Origin of the sequence: Chryseobacterium sp. X308 (genome assembly GCF_020733145.1) — a bacterium.
Taxonomy (GTDB): Bacteria; Bacteroidota; Bacteroidia; order Flavobacteriales; family Weeksellaceae; genus Chryseobacterium; species Chryseobacterium cupriresistens.
Genome location: NZ_JAJFZH010000001.1, coordinates 98,769 through 115,100, shown reverse-complemented (window position 1 = coordinate 115,100; position 16,332 = coordinate 98,769). Strand labels below are relative to the sequence as shown.

General features: G+C 37.5%; 14 protein-coding genes. 9 read left to right on the top strand and 5 right to left on the bottom strand.

The window, feature by feature from the left end; translation table 11 throughout:
- Positions 1–11: 11 nt before the first annotated feature.
- Both LIV57_RS00590 and LIV57_RS00585 read left to right on the top strand, forming a co-directional pair.
- Positions 12–1,115, top strand: coding sequence for an efflux RND transporter periplasmic adaptor subunit (locus tag LIV57_RS00590; protein ID WP_227940955.1), 1,104 nt, complete (start codon positions 12–14; stop codon positions 1,113–1,115).
- Positions 1,115–4,213, top strand: a complete 3,099-nt coding sequence (locus LIV57_RS00585; RefSeq protein ID WP_227940953.1) for an efflux RND transporter permease subunit — start codon at positions 1,115–1,117, stop codon at positions 4,211–4,213. Before LIV57_RS00590 ends, LIV57_RS00585 begins: the two co-directional genes overlap by 1 nt.
- Before the next feature lie 58 nt (positions 4,214–4,271).
- Here the strand turns inward: LIV57_RS00585 and LIV57_RS00580 are convergent, their stop codons facing one another.
- Both LIV57_RS00580 and LIV57_RS00575 read right to left on the bottom strand, forming a co-directional pair.
- Entirely contained in the window at positions 4,272–5,027 is a 756-nt protein-coding gene (locus LIV57_RS00580; protein WP_227940951.1) for a DUF5995 family protein, read from the bottom strand.
- A gap of 200 nt (positions 5,028–5,227) precedes the next feature.
- Positions 5,228–5,482: a hypothetical protein gene (locus LIV57_RS00575; protein ID WP_227940949.1), complete on the bottom strand. Its 255-nt coding sequence runs from the start codon at positions 5,480–5,482 to the stop codon at positions 5,228–5,230.
- 317 nt (positions 5,483–5,799) lie between these two features.
- Here LIV57_RS00575 and LIV57_RS00570 point away from each other — a divergent pair, with 317 nt between their 5' ends.
- Both LIV57_RS00570 and LIV57_RS00565 read left to right on the top strand, forming a co-directional pair.
- Entirely contained in the window at positions 5,800–7,200 is a 1,401-nt protein-coding gene (locus LIV57_RS00570; protein WP_227940947.1) for an MAC/perforin domain-containing protein, read from the top strand.
- Between the two features lie 191 nt (positions 7,201–7,391).
- Entirely contained in the window at positions 7,392–7,559 is a 168-nt protein-coding gene (locus tag LIV57_RS00565; protein WP_157885768.1) for a bacteriocin-like protein, read from the top strand.
- A 35-nt stretch (positions 7,560–7,594) separates the two neighbouring features.
- Here the strand turns inward: LIV57_RS00565 and LIV57_RS00560 are convergent, their stop codons facing one another.
- From LIV57_RS00560 to LIV57_RS00550, 3 genes are all read right to left on the bottom strand, one after another.
- Positions 7,595–8,065 carry a YciI family protein gene (locus LIV57_RS00560; RefSeq protein ID WP_227940945.1) on the bottom strand — a complete coding sequence of 157 codons (471 nt, stop codon included), beginning with the start codon at positions 8,063–8,065 and terminating at the stop codon, positions 7,595–7,597.
- Between the two features lie 126 nt (positions 8,066–8,191).
- Entirely contained in the window at positions 8,192–9,370 is a 1,179-nt protein-coding gene (gene pncB, locus LIV57_RS00555; protein WP_227940943.1) for a nicotinate phosphoribosyltransferase, read from the bottom strand.
- A gap of 95 nt (positions 9,371–9,465) precedes the next feature.
- Positions 9,466–9,942 (bottom strand): Dps family protein, encoded by a 477-nt coding sequence (locus tag LIV57_RS00550; RefSeq protein ID WP_062673577.1) that lies wholly within the window; start codon positions 9,940–9,942, stop codon positions 9,466–9,468.
- 434 nt (positions 9,943–10,376) lie between these two features.
- On the opposite strand from LIV57_RS00550, the gene rpsL reads away from it, so the two are divergent.
- The 5 genes from rpsL to LIV57_RS00525 all read left to right on the top strand — a co-directional run bounded on the left by rpsL (position 10,377) and on the right by LIV57_RS00525 (position 16,321).
- Positions 10,377–10,790, top strand: coding sequence for a 30S ribosomal protein S12 (gene rpsL, locus LIV57_RS00545; RefSeq protein ID WP_002983146.1), 414 nt, complete (start codon positions 10,377–10,379; stop codon positions 10,788–10,790).
- Between the two features lie 23 nt (positions 10,791–10,813).
- Positions 10,814–11,290: a 30S ribosomal protein S7 gene (gene rpsG, locus LIV57_RS00540; RefSeq protein ID WP_062673583.1), complete on the top strand. Its 477-nt coding sequence runs from the start codon at positions 10,814–10,816 to the stop codon at positions 11,288–11,290.
- Between the two features lie 6 nt (positions 11,291–11,296).
- Complete coding sequence (gene fusA / locus LIV57_RS00535; protein WP_062673585.1) at positions 11,297–13,414, top strand: elongation factor G; 2,118 nt, start codon at positions 11,297–11,299, stop codon at positions 13,412–13,414.
- Between the two features lie 16 nt (positions 13,415–13,430).
- Positions 13,431–13,736, top strand: coding sequence for a 30S ribosomal protein S10 (gene rpsJ / locus LIV57_RS00530; protein ID WP_002661363.1), 306 nt, complete (start codon positions 13,431–13,433; stop codon positions 13,734–13,736).
- A 329-nt stretch (positions 13,737–14,065) separates the two neighbouring features.
- Complete coding sequence (locus LIV57_RS00525) at positions 14,066–16,321, top strand: TonB-dependent siderophore receptor (protein WP_227940941.1); 2,256 nt, start codon at positions 14,066–14,068, stop codon at positions 16,319–16,321.
- The last annotated feature ends 11 nt before the right edge of the window (positions 16,322–16,332 follow it).

Below are 16,332 nucleotides of genomic sequence, written 5' to 3'. Positions count from 1 at the left end.
TGAACAAGAATATGAACCCATACATTGCTGCGGCTTACCTGTCTGCCCTCGTCATTTTTACAGGCTGTGCCGGAAAAGCAGAAAATAAAGAAACTGAAAAAGCCTATTGCATCAGCAAAGAACTTAAACAAGAGATTAAACTGGCCAAAGCAGAAATGCTTCCCATAGAAGAAAGTATTACGCTTACAGGGGAAGTGGAAAGTAATTCTGATAAAACGGTTCCTTTTGTAAGTCTTGTAGACGGAGTGGTAATAGATACTTATTTCTCTCTTGGTGATTATGTGAAAAAAGGACAAACGCTGGCTAGTGTAAAAAGTACAGCCGTTAACGAAATGCAGGATGATACCCGGACCCTGCAGGCGCAGCTGGCTGTTGCGAAAAGAAAACTGTCTTCTGTAGAAGCCATGTATAAAGATGATATTGCCTCCCAGAAAGATTTGCAGGAAGCAAGATCAGAAGTAGCCATATTACAATCCAATATTTCCAAAACACAGAAAAATATGCAGTTGTATTCCGCAGGAGGAAGCACGATTCAGATAAAAGCACCTGCGGACGGATATGTTATCTCCAAGAATATTTCAAAAGGAATGCCTGTTACTGCCGGAGGAGATCAGCTCTTTACTATTTCCAATCTGGATAAGGTATGGGTAATGGCCAATGTGTATGCCACCAATATGAGACACGTTTATGTGGATCAGCCGGTAGTGGTGAAAACGCTTGCTTATCCTGATGATAGTTTTTCGGGGAAGATTAATACTATTTCCCAGGTTTTCAATGAAAATGAAAGAGTACTCAAAGCCAAAATCATTATGGATAATAACGGAATGAAACTGAGACCGGGGATGTCTGCAGATGTTGTATTGCCAGTGAATTCACAAAATAAAAGCGCATTGGCTATTCCTGCGAAAGCATTAATCTTTGATAATAACCAAAGCTATGTAGTGGTTTACAAAAAAGACTGTGAACTGGAGATCAGACCCGTAACAGAAATTGCTTCCAACAGTCAATATATTTATGTAGAAGGTAATTTAAAACCAGGTGAAAATGTCATTGCTTCCAACGGACTGCTGATCTATGAAAACCTGAAAAACCAATTAAATAATTCCACGAAGTAATGCGAAAATTTGTACAGAATATAGTTTCCTTCTCTTTAAAAAACTCATTGATTGTTCTTTTGGGAACTTTTCTATTGCTCGCCGGAGGAATCTATTCCTATCTGCATACACCCATTGAAGCATTTCCGGATGTTACCAATACCAGGGTGAGAGTGATTACCCAGTGGCCGGGAAGAAGTGCTGAAGAAATAGAGAAATTCGTCACATTACCCATTTCAAAGGAAATGAATGCCATCCCGAACAAAACTTCGGTACGTTCAATTTCCTTGTTTGGATTATCTGTGGTGACGGTTATTTTTGATGATCATGTCAATGATTTTTATGCCCAGCAATATGCTTCCAATAAACTGGGAAATGTAGAACTTCCTGCCGGAGCAGAATATAGCATTGAGCCTCCGTCCGGTGCTACAGGCGAAATTTACCGATATATTATCAAGAGTAAACTGCCGATCAAAGAAGTGACAGCCATTCAGGATTGGGTAGTAGAAAGAGAATTGCTGGCCGTTCCCGGAGTGGCTGATGTCGTGAGCTTTGGAGGAGAAGAAAAGACATATGAAATAAAAATTAATCCTACGGAATTACACAATTACGACCTTTCCCCCCTGGATGTGTATGAAGCAGTTTCGAGGAGTAATATCAATGTAGGAGGAGATGTAGTGGCAAAGGGAGATCAGGCTTATGTTGTGCGGGGGATCGGTCTTTTGGAGAAAAAAGAAGATATTGAGAATATTCAGATCGAAGTAAAAGGCTCCACACCTATTTTGGTGAAACACGTTGCGGAAGTGAAAGTTTCTGCGAAACCCAGATTGGGACAGGTAGGATACAACAAAGAAAATGATGTTGTACAGGGAATTGTAATTATGCTTCGGGGTGAAAATCCAAGTGAAGTCATTGCAAGACTGAAAGACAGAATAGAAGAACTGAATGGAGGAGAACTTCCCGGTGATGTTCAGATTGTTCCGATCATTGACCGTACAGAACTGGTGAATACTACTGTTGATACTGTTTCCAAGAACCTTATTGAAGGAGTTATTCTGGTTTCCATCATTGTATTTATTTTTCTCTACAACTGGAGAACAACTTTCATCGTGGCATCAGTGATTCCTCTGGCTTTTCTGTTTGCTATTATTATGCTTAAAATTCAGGGACTGCCGGCCAACCTTATTTCCATGGGAGCACTGGATTTCGGATTGCTGCTGGAAGGAACGCTGGTTATCGTGGAACATGTCTTTGTCGCCCTCGAACTTAAAGCAAAAAAAATAGGGCTGCGTAGATTTAATAAAATTTCAAAACTCGGAATCATCAAGAAAAGTGCAGGAAGCGTAGCGAGCTATATTTTCTTCGCATTATTGATTCTTATTGTTGCTCTGATGCCAATCTTCTCTTTCCAGAAAGTAGAAGGTAAGATGTTCTCTCCATTAGCATTTACACTTGGGTATGCACTATTAGGATCATTGATCTTAAGTTTAACATATGTTCCGGCAATGTGTAAACTGCTATTGACAAAAAATATCGAAGAAAAAGAAAACTTTATTTCAAGATTTTTCAGAGTTAATATCTATAAAATTTACGAATTCAGTGACCGCCATAAAAAAGGATTCATTGTTGGTTTCGTTGCTTTGCTTGCCGTATGTGGATGGAGATTTTCCAATTATGGATCTGAGTTTTTACCCAAACTGAACGAAGGCGCAATTTATGTAAGAGCAACCCTTCCCAACAGTGTCAATCTGGATGAATCTGTAAGACTGACCAAAGAAATGAAGGAGATTCTCATGAAATATGATGAAGTAAAATTTGTCATGACCCAGACAGGTCGTCCCAATGACGGAACCGATCCCACCGGATTTTTTAATATCGAATTTAATATTCAGCTGAAACCGGAAAATGAATGGAAGAAAAAAGTATCCAAAGAAGAACTCCTTGAAGAAATGAGAATCTCTCTTGAGAAATTTCCGGGTATCAATTTTGGATTTAGCCAGCCGATACAGGATAATGTGGAAGAATATGTGGCAGGAGTAAAAGCTCCGCTGGTGATTAAAATTTTCGGGAATGATTTATTTGAGCTGGAAAATTACGCCAATAAAGTAGCTAATTCCATCAGAACAGTTCCGGGAATATCGGATGTGAATGTTTTCAAAAATATCGGACTTCCTGAGTTGAGAATACAGCTACACGATTCCAAAATGGCAAAATATGGTGTCTCCACAGCAGATGCACAGGCTGTGATTGAAATGACAATCGGAGGACAGGCTGCTACCAAGTTTTATGAGCAGGAAAGAATGTTTGACGTAATGCTCAGGTTTGAAAAAGATTACAGAGATACGCCTGAAAAGATGGGAAATATTTTGATCCCGACTCAGGACAATAAAAAAGTTCCGCTGAAAGAAATTGCAACCATTGATTATCATACGGGGCCATCATTTATTTACCGTGAAGGAAACAGCAGATATATCGGAGTTGGCTTCAATATTGAAGGACGCGACCTGGGAAGTACCATCAAAGAAGCCAAAACGAAAGTAGATCAAGAAGTGAAGCTTCCGAAAAAGCATAAAATGACGTGGGCCGGAGAATTTGAAAGTAAAGAAAGGGCAGCAAAACAGCTGGCTATGGTGATACCGATTTCTTTAGTTCTTATTCTGATGCTGTTGTACTTCAATTTCGGAAATATAAAAGATACGCTGATTTCATCCATTACACTCGCTTTTGCATTCATCGGAGGGTTTTTATCCCTTTGGTTTACGGGAACCATCTTTGGAATTTCAGCGGGAATCGGGTTTATCATCCTGTTTGGAGTGGCTACCATAGACGGTATCGTACTCATTGGAGTGATGAAAGAAAATCTGCAAAACAGAATGTCACTCAAAGAATCCATAGCTCAGGGAGTGAAAAGCAGAATCCGCCCGGTGGTGATGATTGCCCTGATGGGTTCTATGGGACTTCTTCCGGCAGCCATGTCGAATGGAATGGGATCGGAAATTCAGAAACCTTTAGCCATTATGATTGTAGGAGGATTAATTATCTGTATGCTGCTTTCATTTACAGTGTTACCAATTATTTTCCACTATGCCTATCGCAAAAAGTATAAGGAAGCCATATAGTTTCTTTCATTTTGTTCATTATGAGGCCGGGATCCGTGAGGAAGATCCCGGCCTTTTTTTACGAATTTTTTGTAGATTCTAAAATCTCAATATTTTTTACCACATCACTGCTTTCACATTTTTTTAGTTCTTTTAAAAGAGCAGGAGTGAGGATCTCCGGGTTCAGAATTTGGGTGGCAACTTTTGCGGCGGCGTAATCTACAATACCGATCACCGATTCCCTTAAGAAATTAGGGGTATTGGAGGCAATGACTGCTGTTGCCCATGAAGTATCTCTTGCTTTGGATATGGCAAAATCAAGGACAGCATTATCCTTTCCGTTGGAAAGTTGGTCAACAAGATCTACAGGATAACAGATTTTGTTTAAAGAATCCTGTACATTCTGATTAATGGAAGCGATGACATTATTAATATTTTCAAAATCTTTTTTCAAGGTGTTTATTTTCCGGTAAGGCATAATAGAAGCAGCAGAAATCCCAAGATCCAGGTTGATGTGAGCATTCATACCAAGAAATATATGCTGTAAGATCAGCAGATTTTTGTTTTTAGCAGCTTCAAAAGCGATGTACCATGAGGTAGTGCATCTTTCATTTTTACTGTAGCTGTCCCATGCCTGAAGATACCTCTGTGCAAAAGCAATATCAAGTGAAGTCATCCTCGGATTGTCTTGAAATGTTTTCTGCTGAATACCTTTCAGAACCTGTGCGGTCATAATTCTGTAGGTACAGGCAAAATATCCTGCGGGACTCTTGTTTTCCTTGCACCAGATGATAATTTCATCCAGTTTTTTCAGAACTTCCTCAATGGTTTTCATGATGGTTTTTGTTTACTTAAAGATACTAAAAAAGAGGCGTCTCAAAATTGTCATTCTGAACGAAATGTAATGTAGTGAAGAATCACATGTAGTTGTTTATCAATAAGATTCTTCCTTCGTCAGAAAAGATTCGACGTAGTCAATGACAAAAGCCAATTGTTTGACTTTTGAGACAGCCTCTTTATGTATTGTTATTCTGATTATGGGGTGATGATAACCGGATCAGTGATGATAATCGGATCAGGAAAAGGTTCAAGAATCAGTGGCTTGCACATGGCGGCCGGTTGGCAGGTTCCTCCCATGCATATAAAATTGGTCATGGTAGTAGTGCCGTCAGGACATCTGATCATGCCTTCACCAGGGCATCCTCCGGGACATTCTGCCGGATATAGGGTTCCGCCGAATACATCTTTCAGCTCTGTTCTTGAAAGTTTTGTAATGTTTAATTTTTTCATGAGTTTAATTTTTAATTATGGTATTGGTTTGTTGTAACCCGCTCAACATTAATAGAGTGAGTTGAGTTGCTGATTAGCTAAAATAATTAAATTAATTCATTGATAAAAGTAATTGTTTTGAATTTTTCACTTTATTTCATATGTAATCGTTTGAAATAAAATAGGTTGCGTTTTAAATGATGTGCTTATTTCTATATCAAGAGATATAAATTATTGTTGTTTTCTATTGTTAATTGTTTATTAATTCCCTTGTTTATGATTTATGTCATTCTGGTTTTGAATGCAAAGAATTAAGTTTGTGCACTTAAAATAAAAATATGAAAAAACTAAGTTTCTTTTTTACCAGTATTGTTTTGCTGTTTTTAACATCTTGCTCTACTGAAGAATTTGAAAATTCTAACCAAAATGAAATCTCAAAAAAAAGCTCAGGGAGAAATTTTGCTAAATTTGCTGGTGATGGCGCTTATGACATCTTAGGATACGGTTATAACGCAACAGGAGAATACGCAAATTCAAACTCCTCAGGATATCAGGTAATTGATCTTGAAAAGTTCAAAAATGCGCAGGCAGGAAGATTGATTACTGATAATGTATTTTCTCAGGAATATGTTGAAGAATATGGAGAAAATGCAGAAGCGTATTCAAAAATGGTTTCCACAAAGGTAGGAGCAACGGCAGGATTCTCTTTATTCAAAAAGCTTATCTCGGTTACTTTTAGCTCTTCAGTGAGTAACACGACGACCAATAAATTTGATGCTAAATATATTTATGGAAGCTATAATCTTTTAATTAAACAAAGAAGATTCAGATTTAATGCAACTCCTGTTTTATTATCAGATTATTTGACTCCGGAGTTTACGAGTGATTTACAGACCAATAGCCCTGCACAGATTGTAAATGATTATGGAACCCATGTTGCGGTAGATATTTATACCGGTGCTAAACTAGATGTAATGTTTCAATCCGAAACAACGAATCAAAGCCGTGAAAAAGCTGCCAGAATAGGGGTTAAAGTCGGTGTAAAAAGTATTTTTGATGCCAATGTTGATAATGACGTAGATACTTCAGAATCCAATAAAAACTTTTCCAGAAAACTATCTTTTAAAACAAGAGGAGGTGATCCCTCTAAGAGTTTGGTAGGAGAGTTAAACCTTGATCAGGCGAATCCTAAAATTAATATTTCCAGCTGGCAGAACAGTTCAACACCAACGAATGCGGTATTGGTAGAATTTGGAAGTAATGGTTTGATACCTCTTTATGAATTTATTAAAGATCCAGTAAAGAAAGCTCAATTGAAAGCTTATATCGATCAGTATTTAATCGATAATCAGGTGAAATTAGATTATACCAATACGGCAAACCTTGTCAATGGTAATTTTGTTAGAAATCCTGCGACCAACCAGATCTTTTTTATGTTTGAAAACAAATTGAGATATATCCAAAGCCCCATGACACTTTACGGATTATTTAACATTACCAGTGGTGAAATCGCTACTGTGAGCCCAAGCAATTTATCTACAGTGGAACGCGGAGCAGATTTAACTCCTGATAATGATCTTAAACAGGATAATTATACCAATAAGATCTATATGAGAGAAGGTAATACTTTAAGATATATTCCCAATATTGGTATTTATAATAAATATAGATTTAATAATAATGCAGTTAAAAAAATAAATGGAACTAATGGTTATACAATAGGTAGCGATATTTTTTAATTTAAAATTATAACTGTAAAAAAGAGACTGTCACACAAGACAGTCTCTTTTTATTTCTCAAATGCTTACGGATAATTATTTGAATCTAGGATTAAAAAATAAATTGTATATTTAATTCCAGGTAAAGAGAAATAATAAAGAGGAATCCGAAAATCTTCAAGAGTAGGAAATCAAATTAAACTAAATTAATCATGAAAAATTTAAAAAGCTTAAACAGAAAAGAGTTAAAGACTGTTTTAGGAGGTGCAGCATTAGCCTGTGAAGCACCTGTAGATGGGGGATGTCCGGCAGGGTACACATTCTGCAGCAACCCTTATTGTTGCTATCCACCAAGAAAACCATTTATCTGTTTCGATTAAGAAAAAAATCCCTCAACTGAGGGATTTCTTATTTATTAAGGATTTTCTTTCGAGATTTCATTATGATGTTTAAGATACAAAGGCAGCGCTGCAGAACCATACCAAGGGAAAATTTCATAGCTGAATACACCAGCCTGAACTGCGGGGTCTGTTTTTACCCACTGCTCGGCTTCTTCCTTAGATTTGGTGTTGAAAATAAACATACCGCGGTAGTTTTCCTTATTCTTTTCAAGAAAAGGTCCGGCAACAACAATTTTGCCTTCATTGGCCAGTTTACCGATATTGGCCATGTGCCCTTTCATGAGTTCGCCCATTTTAACTTTGTCTTCAATTTTAGCAGAACCTGTTGTCAGCATGACAATCGTATAAGGTTTCATCCCATATTTGTCAGCACCTAAAGAAGTAGCCAGTTCCTGGTTGTATTTGAGCTTTTCTGCTTTCTTTTCCTGAGCAAAAGAAAATGCTGATAGAAGAAGACCTGCAAGTAGTAATGTTCCTGATTTCATCTTGTTTTATTTTGATAAATATAATAAATCCATATAGATTTCTGAAAACTGAATTTTTAATGGTGATATGAAACAAAAAAACCTCGATGATTTCGAGGTTTATATCTAATTGTTCTGATGAGGTTGCTAATCTTTTATTCTTAAAAATTCTTTCGCCAGTTCGATCATCTTTGGATCTCCGGTATATTTACCATGCTCATCGGAAAGTTTTACTGTAGGAATCCATTCTTTATTGGGAGCCTGTACGCCAATCAGTTTCATGACGATATTCATGGGCTTCAATCCCACATCATTCGTAAGGTTGGTGCCGATTCCGAATGAGATGCCAATTTTTCCTCTGCAATAATTGGTAATTTCCTCCACTTTTTCAAGATTTAATGCATCTGAAAAAATAATATATTTAAACATAGGATTGATCCCATTTCTTTGATAGTGAGCAATGGTTTTATCTGCAAATTCCAGAGCATCTCCACTGTCATGGCGAACGCCATCAAAAAGCTTAGCAAATTTTTTGTCAAACTGCTGGAAAAAAACATCTGTGGTATAAGTATCAGACAAAGCTACTCCAAGATCTCCTCTGTACACATCTACCCAGTGTTCCAGCGCCAGTTCATTAGCCATCTTGAATCCATATTCGGCAGCATGGAACATAAACCATTCATGAGCATGCGTTCCGATTGGTTTTACCCCGTATTTCATTGCAAAATGCACGTTTGAACTTCCGATAAAAGTAGAGTCTTTTTTCTGGGTTAAAGCTTCCATCACCAGATTTTGTACCTTATAAGAGTGTCTTCTTCTCGTTCCAAATTCTGCAAACGTTACTCCAAGCCTGCCCAATGAATCTGCTTTTTCTATCGTTTTGCTCATGACCACTTCGTTGGAATCTCTTTCCATGTGGTTCATTTCGTAATGCAGTTCACTGATCAATGCCAGCAGTGGAACTTCCCAAAGAATTGTTCTGTACCAAAGTCCTTCCACAATGACAGAAAGATCACCTCCTTCCTGATGGATTTTTACTTCAGACGGATCATAATGATAACCTTCTAAAAAATCAAGATAGGGCAGATCTATATAAGGACATGTTCTTGCCATGAACTTTTTTTCATCTTTCGTAAGTTTAAGTTCGGCCATTTTGTTGACAGCTTCTCTTAAAGCAGCGTCAAACCCTTCCGGAAAGTGGTGTTTTCCCCTGTTGATAAATTCATATTTTACAATAGAACTCGGGAATAGCTTTACCACAGCATTCTGCATGGTTATTTTATAGAAATCATTATCAAGGATAGAGTTTAATCTGACGTCGCTCATAATATGTGTAATTTTAACGCAAATATAAAAATAAAAAATAAAATCGCCTAAATGTAAGGCGATTTTTTTAAAATATTTCCATGCTTTTGATGGAGTTATTTTCCAAGATAGGAATTGTACATCCAAACTTCTTTCTCCTGCTCGGTGATATAGTCGCTCATTTGCGAATTGGTACCTTCGTCTCCCGCTTTATCTGTAATATCTAAAAGTTCTCTCTGCAGATCAATTACCACTTTGAATGAACTTAAAATCTGTTCCACACTTTTGGTACCGTCCGTTACTTCTTTGCTTTCTTTAATGGTTGCTACCTTTAAGTAATCTGAATAATTATGTGCAGGAGTAGCTCCTAACGTCAGGATTCTTTCTGCAATCTCATCAATCTTTAAGACAAGGCTATTGTACAATTCCTCAAACTTTGGGTGAAGGGTGAAGAACTGATCACCTTTAATATTCCAGTGAGAACCTCTTGTGTTCTGGTAGAATACTGAATAGTTAGCTAATAGTACATTTAATTTTTCTGAGATGTTTTTACAGTCGGCTTCTTTAAGGCCGATAATACTTGCGTTTTTCATATGTATATATTTATTTTTAAAATGTGATACAATCACCACTTCGGTTCAGTAGAATATGAAGCTTTTTAATGATGACTGCTGTGTTTATCATTGTATATCCCAAATTTACGAAATATCGTGCCGAACTCGCTGGATTATTCATAGATCATAACTATAAGAAAGTTTTTAAATATAGTTTGGATATATCGGGTATGAGATTATGATTTACAGATCTGATTTAGAATTATAAATTCATAATTATTTAATACACAATTTTTAAGTTTAAAAAAAGATACTTTTTCTATCCCTTTTCCTCTTATATACTATACTTCTTTTATTGTTATATGGAAACGTCTTCTATTTTTGGTGTAAGTATTTGATTTTAATTTTTATATAAGTGTTTGCAGATTAAAAAAATATTACTATTTTTGCACCCTAAAATAAAAAGCAATTAAATGCCTACTATTCAACAATTAGTAAGAAAAGGAAGAGCCACGCTTGCCAAGAAGAGCAAATCGGCTGCCCTTGATTCTTGTCCACAAAGACGTGGTGTATGTACGAGAGTATATACAACTACACCGAAGAAACCTAACTCTGCACTTAGAAAAGTAGCAAGGGTAAGACTTTCTAACGGTAAAGAAGTTAATGCCTATATCCCGGGCGAAGGACACAATCTTCAAGAGCACTCGATAGTATTGGTTAGAGGCGGAAGGGTGAAAGACCTACCGGGAGTACGTTACCACATCGTAAGAGGTGCATTAGACACAGCTGGTGTAAATGGAAGAACACAGAGAAGATCTAAGTACGGAGCTAAGAGACCTAAACCAGGACAAGCAGCTGCTGCTCCTGCAAAAGGAAAGAAAAAATAATCATTAAATAAGGTACAAAAGCAATGAGAAAGACAAAAGCGAAAAAAAGACCGTTGTTACCAGATCCGAAATTTAATGATCAATTGGTAACGAGATTCGTAAACAACTTAATGCTTGACGGTAAGAAGTCAATCGCATTCAAAATTTTCTATGATGCATTAGATATCGTAGAAACTAAAAAAGGAGATAACGAAAAAACTGCACTTGAAATCTGGAAAGATGCACTTACAAATGTAATGCCTCACGTAGAAGTACGTTCTAGAAGAGTAGGTGGAGCTAACTTCCAGATCCCTATGCCAATCAGAGCTGACAGAAAAATTTCTATGGCAATGAAATGGTTAATCAAATATTCTAAAGCTAGAAATGATAAGTCTATGGCTTTGAAATTAGCTAACGAAGTTGTAGCTGCTTCAAGAGAAGAAGGTGCTGCTTTCAAAAAGAAATCTGATACTCACAAAATGGCGGAAGCTAACAAGGCTTTCTCACACTTCAAATTCTAATCTGAAATGGGAAGAGATCTTAAATTTACAAGAAATATTGGTATCGCTGCTCACATTGACGCAGGTAAGACTACCACTACAGAAAGGATTCTATTCTATACAGGGGTAAACCACAAAATTGGAGAGGTTCACGATGGTGCTTCTACAATGGACTGGATGGAGCAGGAAGCAGAAAGAGGTATTACTATTACTTCTGCAGCTACCACTTGTTCTTGGAACTTTCCAACAGATCAAGGAAAAGCTTTACCAGAAACTAAACCTTACCACTTCAACATCATCGATACACCGGGACACGTTGACTTCACAGTAGAGGTAAACAGATCTTTAAGAGTATTGGATGGATTGGTATTCTTATTCTCTGCAGTAGATGGAGTAGAGCCTCAGTCTGAAACAAACTGGAGACTTGCTGACAACTACAAAGTTGCAAGAATGGGATTCGTAAACAAAATGGACAGACAAGGTGCTGACTTCCTTAACGTGGTAAACCAGGTTAAAGAAATGTTAGGATCTAACGCAGTTCCAATCGTTTTACCAATCGGTGCTGAAGAAGATTTCAAAGGAGTTGTTGACTTAATTAAAAACAGAGCGATCATCTGGGATGAAGCAGGACAAGGAGCTACTTTCGAAGTAGTGCCAATTCCTGAAGATATGAAAGATGAAGTTCTTGAATATAGAGAAAAACTGGTAGAAGCTGTTTCTGAATATGACGAAACTTTGATGGAGAAATTCTTCGAAGATCCGGATTCAATTACAGAAGAAGAAATCAATGCTGCATTGAGAGCTGCTACTATCGATTTATCTATTATCCCAATGACTTGTGGTTCTTCATTCAAGAATAAAGGAGTACAGTTTATGTTGGATGCAGTATGTAAATACTTGCCTTCTCCATTGGATAAAGATGACATCAAAGGTACTGATCCAAGAACAGACGCTGAAATTACAAGAAAGCCATCTGTAGATGAGCCTTTCGCAGCTTTAGCATTTAAGATTGCTACTGACCCGTTCGTGGGAAGATTGGCATTCTTCAGAGCTTACTCTGGAAGACTGGATGCTGGTTCTTATATCTTGAACTCCCGTTCAGGAGATAAAGAAAGAATCTCAAGAATCTATCAGATGCACGCTAACAAGCAAAACCCGGTAGAATATATTGAAGCTGGAGATATTGGTGCAGCGGTAGGATTCAAGTCTATCAAAACTGGTGATACTATGTGTGATGAGAAAAACCCAATCGTTCTTGAATCGATGGTTTTCCCTGATCCGGTAATTGGTATCGCTGTTGAGCCTAAAACTAAAGCTGACCAGGATAAAATGGGTAACGCTTTAGCTAAATTGGCTGAAGAAGATCCAACGTTTACTGTTAGAACTGACGAAGCTTCTGGACAAACGATCATCTCTGGTATGGGTGAGCTTCACTTAGATATCATCGTTGACCGTATGAAGAGAGAGTTCAAAGTTGAAGTAAACCAGGGACAACCTCAGGTAGAGTACAAAGAAAACTTAACAAAAGTTGCCAGCCACAGAGAAGTTTACAAAAAGCAATCTGGAGGTAAAGGTAAATTTGCTGACATTGTATTTGAACTAGGACCTGCAGACGAAGGTAAAGTTGGTTTAGAATTCATCAATGAGATCAAAGGTGGTAACGTTCCTAGAGAATTCGTTCCTGCAATTGAAAAAGGATTTAAAGCTGCAATGAAGAACGGTCCATTGGCTGGTTTCGAAGTTGAAGGTATTAAAGTTACTCTTAAAGATGGATCTTTCCACGCAGTGGATTCTGACGCTCTTTCTTTCGAAATGGCTGCTAAGCTAGGATTTAAAGAAGCTGGTAAAGCTGCTAAACCAGTAATTATGGAGCCTATTATGAAACTGGAAGTTGTAACTCCGGAAGAATATATGGGTAACATCATTGGTGACCTTAACAAGAGAAGAGGTACTATCAGTGGCCAGGAAGAGAAAAACGGAGCTGTTGTAATCAAAGGTTCTGTTCCACTTTCTGAAATGTTTGGATATGTAACTACTCTAAGAACACTTTCATCAGGAAGAGCTACTTCTTCTATGGAATTAGAGAAATACGCACCAACTCCACAAAACGTTGCTGAAGAAATCATAGCTAAAGCAAAAGGTTAATTTTTAAATTAAAGAAATGTCACAAAGAATCAGAATAAAACTAAAATCTTACGATTACAACTTGGTAGACAAGTCTGCTGAGAAAATCGTAAAAACGGTAAAGGCTACTGGTGCTGTTGTAAACGGTCCTATTCCATTACCAACGAATAAGAGAATCTTCACAGTGTTGAGATCTCCGCACGTAAACAAGAAAGCAAGAGAGCAGTTCCAACTTTCAGCTCACAAGAGACTAATGGATATCTACTCTTCTTCTTCTAAGACTGTTGATGCTCTAATGAAATTAGAACTTCCTTCAGGTGTAGACGTTGAAATTAAAGTGTGATAAATGCATACTTTGCAATGATTATACAATCCGTTCCTTTTCAGGGACGGATTTTTTTATGTACATGCTATTTTATATAATTGCATCAATAGCATAAAGCAGATTTGTAATACATCAAATCTGCTTTTTTTTGAATTATACTTTTTGTAATCATAAAAAAACTTTAAAGGATTTGTCTTAATAATGAATCAGATCTGTTTGATGATTGTAATGAGTCTCCTGATGGGATTAATGATCTGATATTAGCAGGACTTTTCGTGGTGACATATGTCACACTCGTTTATTTATTTAGAATTAATAAAAATAATAATTTTGTAAAAAATTATCAGATGAATAAAGTAGTATCCTTTTCTCTGCTATTATTGGGTGGGGTTCTGGCCAATGCGCAGAAAGTAAATGATTCAGTTAAACACAAAAAAATTGAAGAAGTAGAACTATTTGGTGAGAAAAAGAAACAGCCGCAAGGGCTGGACGCAATTACCAGATTGCCATTGAAGACCAGAGATCAGATTCAGAGTATTTCTGTAATTTCCCATAAAGCGATTGAAGAATTAGGAGCACTTACAGTCACTGATGTTGCCAAAAACGTTCCCGGGGTAACCTTATTTTCAAGCTATGGCGGAGGAAATGAGAGTATGTCTATCAGAGGATATCGAGGAGTTCCTGTACTGAAAAACGGGGTTCAGCTGGATTCAGATTTCCGTACTGCAGGGATGATTACAGATATGCAGGGAGTAGAAAGTATTCAGGTCATCAAAGGATCTGCAGCTATCGGCCAGGGGATCGGAAATGGTTTGGGATCTGCAGGAGGTGTAATTAATGTGGTAACAAAAAGACCTCAGTTTATTGATCAGACTAATGTAGGATTCCGTTATGGAAGCTGGGATTTTTACAGACCTACAGTAGATTTCCAAAGAGTATTGGATTCCCAGGGAAAAGTAGCTGTGAGATTTAACGGAGCATATCAGAATAATAATTCATTCAGAAGCCACGTACAGGGCGAAAGAATTTATGTGAATCCATCTGTTGCTTTCCGCCCGGATGATAAAACCATAATCAATGTGGAAATGGATTATCTTCATGATAAAAGAACACCGGACAGAGGGACAATCAATCTTGCTCCCGGAACTGTTGAAGCATTGTATCACATGCCGAAAGGAAAGTTTTTAGGATATACATCTGATTATTCAAAGACAGAGACATTCAACTTTGCGACTACCATCGTACGTAACCTTACAGACAAATTAAAAGTGAGAGCCGCTTTCGTTAATTCCGTAAGCAATACAGATTCTGAAGCTTCATCAGTATCATTACCGGCTGGTGAAACCAACTATAATATCAGACAGCGTACCATTGGAAAATCACAGGGAGAAGATATCAACAAAGTATTACAGTTGGATTTCATCGGAGAGCAAATCAAGACAGGATTTATCAATCATACTTTCCAGGTGGGTTTTGACTGGAGAGAAACAGAAACTTCATCCACAACTTACGGAGCTTATAAAAATTCAATTGCACCCGAAAATTTAATTACTGCGCGTGATACAAAAATTGATAATATAACTTATGCAGCCAATCCGCTTGATATTTTTGACGTAGTGAATGGAAGTATTCCTAATCAGCTTCCGGTAAATGTCATCTATAAAAATTTGGGAAGATCAAATGCTGTTTTAACTCCAAGTATCGGAGCGATGGCCCAGGACGTAATGACTATCGGGAAATATGTAAAAGCTCATTTGGGACTTCGTTACAGCAGACTGAACGGATCCACCAATGAATCTGTAGATACGTGGAATCCTAATTTCGGATTGATCGTTTCTCCACTTCCGAATGTTAATGTGTTTGGATCATATACTACAACAACCTCTTTACGATCTTCTAATAACCTCCTTTTAGAGGGTGGAAGAGTAGGCCCGTCAATGACTAAACAATGGGAAGCAGGTATTAAATCAGACTGGTTTAATGAGCGTTTAAGATTTAACGTTACTGTATTTGATATTAAAACAGATCATCTTTCGTTCACTATTCTTGACGAAAATTATAACCCTGTTGTGATCGACAAACAGACGATGTATGGTCTTGCAGGAAATCTTCGAAGAAAAGGGGTGGAAGTAGAGTTGATCGGAAGAATTCTTCCCAACCTTCAGGTGATGTCAGGGTGGGCATATCTGGATGCTCAATACCAGGACAGCCCTGCTTATATGAACGGATCCGCACCAATGAATGCTCCTAAACATACTGCAAACGGATGGTTGAATTATAAATTCAATAAAGGTACTTTATCAGGACTTGATGTAGGGGCAGGAATTTATTACGTAGGTAAAAGACCGGTTGACGAATGGACTCAGAAAACATTTACAGCGGGCCACCTGAATAGTGTAAAGCCCGGGGACAAACCTTTCGATATGCCGGAATATACTACAGTAGATGCCCAGGCAGGATATACCCTGAAAAATGGTATGGGAATAAGAGTATTCTTCAATAACATTTTTGATAGCGTAGGATACAGCTCTTATTTCAGAGGTGGATATATCGATCAGATTCAGCCAAGAAACTTTGCTGTACAGGTAAACTATAAATTCTAAAACAAATAAAA